This window comes from Rhodoferax sp. GW821-FHT02C08 (assembly GCF_059421805.1).
Genome location: NZ_JBWKVR010000026.1, coordinates 53,842 through 65,077, shown reverse-complemented (window position 1 = coordinate 65,077; position 11,236 = coordinate 53,842). Strand labels below are relative to the sequence as shown.

General features: G+C 58.8%; 8 protein-coding genes. 4 read left to right on the top strand and 4 right to left on the bottom strand.

The window, feature by feature from the left end:
* Nucleotides 1-249 precede the first annotated feature (249 nt).
* From AC07VY_RS22980 to AC07VY_RS22970, 3 genes are all read left to right on the top strand, one after another.
* Nucleotides 250-768 (top strand): PadR family transcriptional regulator, encoded by a 519-nt coding sequence (locus AC07VY_RS22980; RefSeq protein ID WP_495099464.1) that lies wholly within the window; start codon nucleotides 250-252, stop codon nucleotides 766-768.
* Nucleotides 769-1,599 carry a siderophore-interacting protein gene (locus tag AC07VY_RS22975; protein WP_495099465.1) on the top strand — a complete coding sequence of 277 codons (831 nt, stop codon included), beginning with the start codon at nucleotides 769-771 and terminating at the stop codon, nucleotides 1,597-1,599.
* Between the two features lie 153 nt (nucleotides 1,600-1,752).
* Nucleotides 1,753-4,377 carry a bifunctional diguanylate cyclase/phosphodiesterase gene (locus tag AC07VY_RS22970; protein WP_495099466.1) on the top strand — a complete coding sequence of 875 codons (2,625 nt, stop codon included), beginning with the start codon at nucleotides 1,753-1,755 and terminating at the stop codon, nucleotides 4,375-4,377.
* A 365-nt stretch (nucleotides 4,378-4,742) separates the two neighbouring features.
* Here the strand turns inward: AC07VY_RS22970 and AC07VY_RS22965 are convergent, their stop codons facing one another.
* Nucleotides 4,743-5,228 (bottom strand): Spy/CpxP family protein refolding chaperone, encoded by a 486-nt coding sequence (locus AC07VY_RS22965; protein ID WP_495099467.1) that lies wholly within the window; start codon nucleotides 5,226-5,228, stop codon nucleotides 4,743-4,745.
* Nucleotides 5,229-5,461: 233 nt separating this feature from the next.
* On the opposite strand from AC07VY_RS22965, the gene AC07VY_RS22960 reads away from it, so the two are divergent.
* Complete coding sequence (locus tag AC07VY_RS22960; protein WP_495099468.1) at nucleotides 5,462-6,424, top strand: recombination-associated protein RdgC; 963 nt, start codon at nucleotides 5,462-5,464, stop codon at nucleotides 6,422-6,424.
* A gap of 457 nt (nucleotides 6,425-6,881) precedes the next feature.
* Here AC07VY_RS22960 and AC07VY_RS22955 read toward each other — a convergent pair whose 3' ends face one another.
* From AC07VY_RS22955 to AC07VY_RS22945, 3 genes are read right to left on the bottom strand one after another with little or no spacing between them, the layout of a single operon-like run.
* On the bottom strand, nucleotides 6,882-7,457 hold the full coding sequence (locus AC07VY_RS22955) for a hypothetical protein (protein ID WP_495099469.1): 576 nt from the start codon (nucleotides 7,455-7,457) through the stop codon (nucleotides 6,882-6,884).
* A complete protein-coding gene (locus AC07VY_RS22950) occupies nucleotides 7,454-8,383 on the bottom strand; it encodes a hypothetical protein (RefSeq protein WP_495099470.1) in 930 nt (309 codons plus the stop codon). Before AC07VY_RS22950 ends, AC07VY_RS22955 begins: the two co-directional genes overlap by 4 nt.
* Before the next feature lie 3 nt (nucleotides 8,384-8,386).
* On the bottom strand, nucleotides 8,387-11,233 hold the full coding sequence (locus tag AC07VY_RS22945) for a type VI secretion system Vgr family protein (protein ID WP_495099471.1): 2,847 nt from the start codon (nucleotides 11,231-11,233) through the stop codon (nucleotides 8,387-8,389).
* Between the last annotated feature and the right edge of the window lie 3 nt (nucleotides 11,234-11,236).

Sequence of the window (11,236 nt, the reverse complement as noted above, 5' to 3'; positions counted from 1 at the left end):
ACAACTGGATGAAACACCAGTATGGCGCATCTGAACCAAAATTCAAGTCTGTCTGAGGCAGGTAGCTAATCAGGAAATATTGGCCCGCAGCGCAGGTATTACCTGCGCTAGTAGCTACAAAAACCATAGTAATTGTTCACAAACTGAGTCGGCAATGCCCCTCGGCGGCCACAGGGTTATTCTGTTTAGACTCACTTTCGATCTAATTTAGATATATCGTAACAACATCTAAATTACATCGAGAACACTATGCGACATTTCGAAGAAGGACTGGAACGCGGTGGCCGTGGTGCCAGTCGCCACGGTGGCGGCGGCCGGATATTTGGCCATGGCGGCCTGCGCCTGGTGCTGCTGCAACTGATTGCCGACAAACCACGCCACGGCTACGAGCTGATCAAGGAAATCGGCGACCGCCTGGGCGGCAGCTACAGCCCCAGCCCGGGCGTGATCTACCCCACCCTGACCCTGCTGGAAGAAATGGGCTACACCACCATGGCCGAGAACGGCGGCGGCCGCAAGCTCTACAGCATCACCGAAGCCGGCCAGACCCACCTGGCCGAAAACCGCGCCATGGCCGACGCCATGCTGGCCCGCATGCAAAGTGGTGCCGAGCTGCACTCCAGTCGGCCACCGCAGGTCATGCGCGCCCTGGAAAACTTCAAGATGGCCGTACGCATGCGCCTGAGCGGCACACCCTTGACCGAAGAACAAGCCCACGCCTTTGCCCAGGTACTGGACCAAGCCGCACAAAACCTGGAACGCATCTAAATGGAAACTGCCACCCCCAACCGCACCCCGCACCGCACCCCTTCCCGTATTCGCCATGAGCTGCGCTTTCGCCTGCTGGACGTGGTCTCCACCCAGCGCCTCAGCCCGCACATGGTGCGCATCACCCTGGGCGGCCCAGACCTGCAAGGCTTTAGCAGCCCGGGCTTTGGCGACCATGTGAAGCTCTTTTTCCCCGACCCGGTCAGCGGCGAGCTGGTACTGCCCAGCGGCCCGCCGGGCACCGGTGCAGCGCACGACGGCCCCCGCCCCACCATGCGCGACTACACGCCGCGCCGCTTTGACCCCGAAGCCCTGACCCTGGAGATCGACTTTGCCCTGCACGACGCCGGCCCGGCCACCACCTGGGCGATACAGGCGCAGGTGGGCCAGCGCATTGGCGTGGGCGGACCACGCGGCTCCTTCATCCTGCCCACGGACTTTGACGGCCATGTGCTGATCGGCGACGACACCGCTCTACCGGCGATTGCACGCCGCCTGGCCGAGCTGCCCGCTGGCGCCCCCACCCTGGTACTGGCCGAGGTGGATGGCCCCGCCGACGAGCTGCCCATGGACAGCGCGGCCGATGTCACCATGGTCTGGGTCCACCGCCTGGGCCGTGCCCATGGCCGGTCCAACCTGCTGCTGGACCGGCTGAAGGACCTGGCCCTGCCCGCCGGCGATATCTATGCCTGGGTGGCCTGTGAAACCCATGCCGCCAAGGCCTTACGCAGCCATCTGGTCGATGCGCGTGGCGTACGCCCGGAATGGATCAAAGCCGCCGGCTACTGGCGCCTGGGCGCGGCCGACAGCCACGAAAACATCGAAGGCTGAAACGGCATACACAAGCCATGCACAGCCTGTGGTGGCACAGGCTGTTCCGTGAGAACATACAGTTCCAGCGTGGAGCCTTTGTGTGGCGCAGCGCCTACCTTCCTGTAGAAATGGACCATGGCAGAGACGTCGACCCAAGCGCCCCCTGACACGATGCAGCCACTTCCTCCGCAGGAAGACCTGCAGCGCATGGAGACACCAGCCACCCAAGCACAACAGCTGCAACAGCTACAAGCCTCCGAGCAGCAGTACCGCACGCTGTTCGAGAGCAACCCCTTGCCCATGTGGGTGACGGATGCGGCCGACCACACCATCCTGGAGGTGAACCAAGCCGCCATCGCCCATTACGGCTACAGCCGGGCTGAATTCCTGGCCATGGACCTGCACACGCTGCAAACCGAGGCCTTGCCAGACCAAGAACACATCCGCGCCTTGCCGTGCAACCACCGCAAGAAGGACGGGCAGACCATCGATGTCGAGGTGTCTTGCGACAGCCTGCTGTTCAACGGCCGGCATGCCCGCATGGTTCTGGCCCACGATGTTTCCCAGCACGTGCGGGCAAAAAAGGACTTGGCACGCCTCGGCCGCGCCCATAGCATGGTCAGCGCCTGCAATGAAGCCCTGATAAGGGCCACTTCGGAATTCATCCTGCTGCATGAAATCTGCCAGATTGCCGTGGACATCGGCGGCTATCGCATGGCCTGGGTGGGATTCGCCCAGGACAATATTGAGAAATCCATCCTGATCGTTGCCCAGGCAGGAGACCTCACTGAATACCTCACCGCCTGGCCCATGTCATGGTCTGCCGATTCGCCCTATGGGCAAGGACCCGCAGGACGTTCCATGCGATCGGGTGAAACCATCGTCGTGCCAGACATCCGCAAGGAAGCCATCTTCAAGAACTGGCTGAAAGAGTCCTGGGTAGACGACCTGCGCTCCATCGCCAGTTTGCCTCTACGTAATAAGGAGCGCACTTTTGGACTGTTCTATCTGTACGCAAACAGTACGGTGAACATCGGCTCCGAAGAAATCCCGCTGCTAAAGCAGCTGGCTGACGACATTGCCTTTGGCATAGACCACCTGCGTGCGCAAGAAAGCAAACGCCGGTCGGACGCTCACATCCATCACCAGGCCGCGCTGCTAGACCAGGCCCAGGATGCCATCTCGGTACGGACGCTAGACAAACGCCTGCTGTATATCAACAAGAGCGCAGAAAAGCTATTTGGCCGCACGGCTAAGGAGTCCGTGGGCAAATACCTGCTGAGCGAGGTCTACAGCGACCCGGCCGCGGCGGAAGCCGCGCACGCCACCGTCATCCAGACCGGTGAATGGCAGGGGGAATTGTCCATCCGGCGGCAAGACAGCAGCACGGTGGACATTGAGGTGCGCTGGACCCTGATCACCGACGTGGACAACCAGCCCCATTCCATACTTTCCATCAGCAACGACATCACTCAGCGCAAGGCCACCGAGCGCGAGATCCAGAAACTGGCTTTTTACGACCCGCTGACCCAGCTGCCCAATCGCCAGCTGCTGATAGACCGGCTGCAGCACGCCCTGGCCACCAGCGCCCGCAACGGGCAGGGTGGCGCGCTGCTGTTCATCGACCTGGACCACTTCAAGACCCTGAACGACACCCTGGGCCACGACAAGGGCGATCTGTTGCTGCAACAGGCCGCCTTGCGCCTGAGCGCCTGCGTGCGGCATATGGACACCGTGGCCCGTCTGGGTGGCGATGAGTTCGTGGTCATGCTCGAAAACCTGGGCGACAACCCGCAAGCCATTGGCGAACAGGCCCGTCGCGTGGGTGAAAAAATCCTGCAAGCCCTGAGCCAACCCTACCAGCTGGACGGACATGAGCACCAAAGCACCTCCAGCATCGGCATCGCCCCTTTCAGCCACGCGCCGAACAGTGTGGGCGAGCTGCTGAAGCAGGCCGACATCGCCATGTACCAGGCCAAGGCCGCCGGGCGCAACACCCTAGGCTTTTTCGACCCCCAACTGCAGGCGGCGGTCAGCGAAAGAGCTTCGTTGGAAGCCGACCTGCGCCTGACCATTGCGCAAGACGCGCTGCGCCTGCATTACCAGACCCAGCACAACGCCCAGGGCGATATGACAGGCGTGGAAGCCCTGGCCCGCTGGCAACACCCGATGCGCGGCATGGTGTCACCCGCCACCTTCATCCCGCTGGCCGAAGATACCGGCCTGATCCTCGAGCTGGGCCGCCAGGTACTGCAACAGGCCTGTGCCCTGCTGGCGACCTGGCAGGGCCATAGCGCCACCCGGCACCTGACCATGGCCGTCAACGTCAGCTCGCGCCAATTCAAGCATGCAGGCTTTGTGCAGCAGGTGCTGGACACCCTGGCCCACACCGGCGCCAACCCGGCCCAGCTGAAGCTGGAGCTGACTGAAAGCGTGCTGGCCGAAGACATCGAGCAGATCATTTCCAAAATGGAAGCCCTGCGCGCCCACGGCGTGGGCTTTTCACTGGACGACTTTGGCACGGGCTATTCCTCGCTGTCCTACCTCAAGCGCCTGCCGTTGGACCTGCTGAAGATCGACCAGTCCTTTGTGCGCGATGTCATGACCGACCCGAACGACGCCACCATCGCCCGCACCATCATCGGCCTGGGCCAAAGCCTGGGCTTGAATGTAATTGCCGAGGGTGTGGAAACCGCTGAACAGCGCAACTTCCTGGTAGAGCATGGCTGCCTGGCCTTCCAGGGTTATCTGTTTGGCCGGCCCATGCCTGCAGAGCAGCTGCGGTTTTATAGATAAAACCCGGCCCCAGCGCAGTTATTTCCTGCGCAAGTAGCTATCAAAACCATAGTATTTACGCAGATGCCCCCAGGCCTGACCTTGTCTTGATTCTTCTTCTATATCTTTAATTTAAAGAATAGTAGTAGTAGTAAGCCCCGGGCCGGTCTGTGGATAAGCCCATTTTCTTCTTGCCAACCAGGCACTTAGCCCGTGTGGACGGCTGTGTGTGACCCTGCTTTGGGTTTGCTTCGCCAACAGGGATAAGTCAGGGCGCCGCAGCCAGCCTGTGGATAAGCCTGGTCTTATGCCAAAACTATCCACATACTTATGCGGCGCCGCACCATACCCCACATTCACACGGATGCAGGACGGGCTGGAACGGCTTAACCCTTGTGCGGGTGGCCTTCGGAGCCATGATCGCCGGGGCCGAAGTGCGGCATGGCGTTGGCGTCAAACACCTTTTGCTGCTCAGGGGTTAGCGCGGCGTAGAAGGCCTTGGTGGCGTCCGCGCGCTTGTCCATCGCGGCATCACGCTCTGCACGCATGGCGCGCATCTTGTCGATGCGTTCGGGCGTGGTCAGCTTGGCGAATTCAGCACGGTCTGGCCGGGGGCCCGTACGAGCCACGGGCTGCATGCTGGCGGTAAACGTGGTCCAGGCGGATTCCTGGGTAGCTGTCAGTTGCAGCTTGGCTTTCAGTGCGGCCATGTGCTTGAGCATGCGCTCGTGCATCTTGGCGGGGTCATGCTGGGCCATGCCGGAGCCTGGGGGGGGAGGTGGGGGCGCATCGGCGGCAAAGGCGGCGTGGCCCGCCGTGGCGAGCATGCCTGCCAGAACCAGACTCTTGAACGCGGTGTGTACGGAAGCCATATGAAACTCCTTGGTGGATCATGGAAAACCAGGGCCTACAGTCGGATGTGGCTGTAGGTTGAATGCAAGTGTGATATTCGCTTGTATACCCCCCATGACCCGCAAATATGGCTTTGTAAAGCTGGAGGTGCTAAGCCAGCAGCGACAATATCCACCCAAAGGGCCGCTGCCCGTCAATTTTCCTTGTTAGAACGTGTCCGCATGCCTTGCGGGCCTATGCAGAAAGAATTCCCGTGTTCAAAAACGTATTGGTGTACCGCATTGGGGCCGGCTGGGTCCCTGATCTGTTGAAGATAGAAGCTGAGTTGGACAAAGATCGTTTCGTCGAATGTGGCGCCAGCCAGGAAATGTCCATGGGCTGGGTCGAACCCCGCGGCACGGCCCACGGCCCATTGGTCGAATCCATCGGCGGCCAACTGATCTTCAAGATCATGTTTGAGAGCAAGTCGGTGCCTGCCTCGGTCATCAAACGCAAGTCCGAAGAACGCCTGACGCAAATCGAGGCCACCACCGGCCGCAAGCCCGGCAAAAAGGAACGCAAGGAAATCGGTGAAGACGTCAAGCTGTCGCTGCTGCCCATGGCCTTCAGCAAGCGCGGCGCCACCACCGTCTGGATCGACCCGGCCGCACTGGTGCTGGTGGTGGATGCCAGCAGCCAGGGCCGGGCCGACGAAATCATCACCGCCCTGGTCAAGGCCATCGACGGCTTTGCCGTACAGCAGATCAACACCGCGATTTCGCCCGCCACCGCAATGGCAAACTGGCTGACCACCCAGGAGCCGCCTGCTGGCTTCACGGTAGACCGCGAGTGCGAACTAAAGGCCGCTGACGAATCCAAGGCCGTCGTCAAATACGCCCGCCATGCGCTGGACATCGATGAAGTGCGCCAGCACGTAGCCGACGGCAAGCTGCCCACCAAGCTGGCCATGACCTGGGAGGGCCGCGTGTCCTTCATGTTGACCGAGGGCATGCAGATCAAGAAAGTTACCTTCCTGGACGGCGTATTCGACGGCACCTCGCAGGAAAAAGAAGACAACTTCGACGCCGACGCCGCCATCTCCACCGGAGAAATGCGCCAGCTCATCCCCGACCTGCTGCTGGCCCTGGGCGGCGAGATGGCCCTGGGCTCGGTAGGCACCACGCCAGATGCGCCAGCACCTTTGCAGCCGGTGAATCTGGCGGAATCGCCGTTTTAAGGGAATCGGGCCCTGGCGCAGGTGGTATCTGCGCTGGGCGCTATTGAAAACGCAGCAGAAACATCAAGGTGATGTTTCTTGCTGCGCAGACTGCTTGTGTACATCGCGGAACATCAGCATGTCTGTAATGCGCAGCGACTTCTCTTCGTCAAACCCAAGGTCTTGGTCACGCGATGTCGGATTCACTCAGGTACCCAAAAGCATTCCCATAAGGGAAGACCATAGTTCTGCGCGTGGTGGTCACACGAAATACCTATTGCCTCCGAGAAACAATATTAAGACTAGATACAGGTGAAACTCATCCATTGCGTAAAAACTATAAGAACGCGTCTATCCATGCATAGTATAAATACCGTATTTATCTCTCTATTAAATGGCTAATTATGTAATTAAGACTTGCGGTAGCGGCTTATTTGGTTTGCAGGTAAGTTTCGTTTGCACAAATATCTTGGTATGCCTAATCGATTTCTACCTTAAAGGTTTCTGGTAAACCAAGTTTGTTTAGTTCTCGAAACGGCAATAATTGAATGTGAACGGTTTTATTAGCTTGCCAGGGACGGATGGATTCAATAACCCCAGTGCCAGTTGTTCTATTGTTTTTCTGAATTATGGTGATAGTGAAATTGTCGGCGCCATTTCCATAATTTGAACTCAACAATTTTTCATCCGCTTGAATTGTGAATTTTTTTTGATATGGGCCTCGATAAATAAATTCATATCCAGCAGCATCTGAGCTTATTAAAACCAAAGAGTTATTATTTTCAGATAAACCTGCTCCAAAATCCAGTTGAAAGTGAACCGGCGAAGTTTTACTTCCAGATTCTGGAGTATATATTGGTTTGGCTAATATTTTCCCCATGTACTCGTCAAACTCAACCGATGAGCGGATTTTCTGGTTAAGTGCTTGCATTTTATACCTCGCAAATTCATTAAAACCAATATAAGAAATCGCCGAGATAAATGCGGTGATTACTAAGAACCAAGCAGTAAATCGTAAATATCGATTGCCCTTGGGTTGTATGAAATTGTTCATTTCTTTTTTGCTGTAAATACACGCATTTCCGCAGGCAAACCGGTTGGTGAATCACCCGCCACGGGTAGCGATAAACCACCACGTTTGCGCCACAGTGCATAGTCCACGGTACCCTCACGTTTAGCACTGCTTACAGGGTTCCAGCTAGAGGCCAAACCAGGATGTGGCAGAGCCTCGTGTTCGGGTGGAATGTCGATAACAGAGCCCTCTTTGGTAGCGCGCGCAGTTTTAAGCGTGCTGCTGATGGTGGCTGATTCCGATTTGACACGGATCACGTCACCATAATGGCTGCGCCGTAGAAAAGCATGTACCTCAATATCGAAATGATCAGCCATTTTTTGAGCAAAACTGTTTTCAGGATGCGCATCCGCCTCGGATTTAAAACCCAAAGTCAAATCTTCTACTGACACTCCAGTTCTACACGCATATGAATATATGCGACCAGTAGACATAAATGCATCCTTGCGCACACTAGTGAAATTTTTAATTTCAAAATTAATGTCATCTTCACCATCATAATCCAGCGCAATCCTTCCAACCACGCCGTGCGAAAAGAACGCCACGTCTTGCAGCTTAACGTCATCCCTATCTTTATTAAGCAAATCAATAATATCCGTAGAATTTGATATTTTTACTATCTCAAATCCATACTGATCACGTAAATTATCTATGCTTAATTTTTCAGAACGGGTATAGCCATTATCCACATACCCGACCGTAGTTTTTTTTGCAGGATGCAAATCTTTTATTTTCGCGTAGGCAGCAGCAACAAACATCATTTTTAGCCAGAAACTGTCATAGTGCATTTCTGAGCCAACAAAGATTATGTTCTCTGTTTGAGGAACTTTGATTTGAATCTTCTTACGGTTTTTGTTGTCTGTGGGCGACATCACCGATGACCCCACTTTTTTAAATTTAGGTGCCATGGTTTACGCTTTTGCCACTTCAATAGTGAGATTTTCCAAATCTGCAGAGGCAAGTAAATGGGTTCGTCCTAATACATCGGTAGTGCCCTCTTCGTAGCTGCCGTCTGGGCGCTGAATACGATAGCGGTAATTGGCCAATGGTGCGCCCGTGTCCCTGTCTTCCAAAATAAACGCCTCATCAAACAACTTCACCCGCGTATCCGGCAACTTAGCCATCTCCGCCGCATCATTCCCCGGCCCCTCAAACGGATGCGCCCCGCCCTTGACGGTGAACGTGCCCGGGCAGGTGAAAGTGATGTTGCCGCCATCCAGCACCACCGACGATTGCCCGGCCTGCAAGGTGACCTTGTCTTTGGCCAGGATCTGGATGTCGCCGTTGACGCTGACCACCGTGACGGCCTGGTCGGCCAGGATCTCCAGGGCGTCGGTATGGGCTTGCAGGGATAGCGCTCCGTTGCCGGCATAGGCCTGGATACCGCCTGCGTGGCTGAACAGGCTGGTGGCTTCGCCAGAGACGCTGGACAGCGTGGCACCGGCGGCCCAGTGGGTGTCGCTCTGGGTGGTCCATTGCAGCTGGTTGCCGGCGAATACAGCGGTGCTGGCCGGGCTAGCCCAATGGGTGCTGGCCGGGGTTTCCAGCAGCACCAGCGGGGTAGCGAACTTTTCTACCGGTGCGCCGGTATCCAGTTCATGGCTGCCTGTTCCTGTGGCTGTGGCTTTGAAGGCTTGCTGGCCGTTGACGCTGCCGGGGTGTTTGCCGCTTTGCTGTGGGTCGATGGCTGTGACGAAGTCGCTGTGGGCCTGAATGGCTTGGCTGCTATTGCCTGCGGTCTGGTGGGTGGCCGCATCGGCCAGGGCCTGGGTGAGTTGCTGGGCGCTTTTGAGCTGGGCCAGGCTCTCCGTGGCGTCCATCTGGGTGGATGCCACGCTGGTGCCTTGCTGGGGTCGGGCATGGGTGCTGAGCAGCACGCCTTCGCCGCCGCGCACAACGCCCCAGGCGTCGGTGCGCAGCTCGAAGCCGCTGCCCCGGTAGCTGCCACGCTGCGCGCTGTTGGGGGCCTGGCTGACCAGGTAGCCCAGGTTGAGCTGGCTGGCGGCTGTGCTGCTGCCTAAGCGCATGCGCAGCTGGCCCGTGCTGTCGTCCACCACCCATTGGTTGTAGCCCTGGCCATCCAGGCCCTGGCTGTGCATGCCGCTGATGACGCCGGCATGGTTGATGCCAGAGTCCATGCCAGCGCTGAACGGAGGCAGGTCCGAGCCGTTGTACAACTGGCCCAGCACCACGGGGCGGTCCATATCACCGTCCGCGAAGTTGACCAGCACTTCGGTGCCGATGCGCGGGGTGAACTGGCTGCCCCAGTTGGGGCCGGCCAGGGCTTCGGCTACGCGCACCCAGGTGCCGCTGCTGTCGTCGCCGGGGGCATTGCCTTCTGTGTCAATGCTGTTGCCGGTGTCGAACAGGCCGCCGGGCAGGGGGCGGGTGCCGCGCTGCCAGGGGAATTGGACCTTCACACGGTGGTCGCGGTCGGTGGTCACCGCGGTATCTGGCAAACCCACAACAATGGCGGTTTGTGGGCCTAGTGCCGTGGCGCGCATGGGCCGGGCGGCTGCCAGAGGGACGATGGGTACCGTGGTCTGCACGCAGCTGAAGTGGTTGCTGTACGTTCCGCTTTCTGTACCCGCAGGCATGTTTGCCAGCAGACCGAAAGATCGCAGCGATGGGCCTCCCGCATTGCCAATGCCGATATCCAGGTTGTTCACCGCGGCATGGGTGACGCGCAAGACCTTGAAGGCGTTGCTGCTGCCGTCTTCGGCATAACCGTCGTGCTGGGTGAGCTGGAAGCTGAACCCTGGCTGCAGCTGGCGTACCGCGCCTTCACCGTGGAAGGCAACGCTGTCCAATGCCAAAGCCTGCTGCATCCAGCGGGCCTGGCGATTCGCGTGGTCGGCATCCTGCAATTGACGTTCGCCGCTGCCGTCAAAAACCTCCAGGGTGGGCACGGCCTCGGCAGCCGGTGGTTTGCTGGCGTTAGCGGCGTGCGCCAGCAGCTGTTGCGGGTGCCAACTGGCGCGCACCACGGCGTTGGGGCGCACGGCCTGGCTGGCACGGAATGCGGTGATGGCGTCCTGCTCTTCAGTGGCGTCCATGCGGTGGAAGCGAATGCGCTCAAAACCGCCGGGCAGAGGCGGGGCCTCGGCGGCAGCGTCCACCACCACCAGCTGGTGGCGAGCGCGCAGGCTGCTATCGGCGTTGCCCTCACCGTCGCCGGCAGCATCTTCCTGGCTGTGGGTGAAGTACCAGCTCAGGCCTTCGGACGCGAGCAGGCGGGTGAAGAAGTCCAGGTCGGTTTCACGGTACTGGGTGCAGATCGGGCGCGGCAATAGCGTTTGCGTGGCTTGCCATTGCAGGCTGGCCTGCGGATAGTCGGCCAGCAGCTCGGCGACGATTTGCTGGGCGGTCTGATCCTGGAAGATGTAGCTGTCGCGGCGCAGGCGCAGGAACGCGAGAAAGGGCTCCAGCCGCAGCCGGTAGCGGGCCAGGCCGCCGTCGGTGCCCAGCCAGGCAGCATCGGTGCAGTAGCCGTGCCAGGCACGCTGGCTGCCGTCGGCCTGCAGCAGGCGCAACGTGAGTTCTTCGCCAAGAAGGGATTCCAGTGGCAGGTCGGTGGACAGCGACAGGGCATCCACATCGAAGCAGAACAACGCGTTGACCGCCTCTGTGCCGGTGAAGCGCTCTACCGACAAGGCGGCATGGAGTCCACTGGCTTCGGAGGCCTGGATGGTGATGAGGCGGGCGTGCTGGCTGAGGCCATTGCCGAAGACGGCGGTAAGGTCTGAAAGGCTGGTCATGCG

What these genes read in the sequence shown, in the direction of transcription:
- AC07VY_RS22980 (WP_495099464.1), top strand. Translation starts at nt 250, where the DNA reads ATGCGACATTTCGAAGAAGGACTGGAACGCGGTGGCCGTGGTGCCAGT.
- AC07VY_RS22975 (WP_495099465.1), top strand. Translation starts at nt 769, where the DNA reads ATGGAAACTGCCACCCCCAACCGCACCCCGCACCGCACCCCTTCCCGT.
- AC07VY_RS22970 (WP_495099466.1), top strand. Translation starts at nt 1,753, where the DNA reads ATGCAGCCACTTCCTCCGCAGGAAGACCTGCAGCGCATGGAGACACCA.
- AC07VY_RS22965 (WP_495099467.1), bottom strand. Translation starts at nt 5,228, where the DNA reads ATGGCTTCCGTACACACCGCGTTCAAGAGTCTGGTTCTGGCAGGCATG.
- AC07VY_RS22955 (WP_495099469.1), bottom strand. Translation starts at nt 7,457, where the DNA reads ATGAACAATTTCATACAACCCAAGGGCAATCGATATTTACGATTTACT.
- AC07VY_RS22950 (WP_495099470.1), bottom strand. Translation starts at nt 8,383, where the DNA reads ATGGCACCTAAATTTAAAAAAGTGGGGTCATCGGTGATGTCGCCCACA.
- AC07VY_RS22945 (WP_495099471.1), bottom strand. Translation starts at nt 11,233, where the DNA reads ATGACCAGCCTTTCAGACCTTACCGCCGTCTTCGGCAATGGCCTCAGC.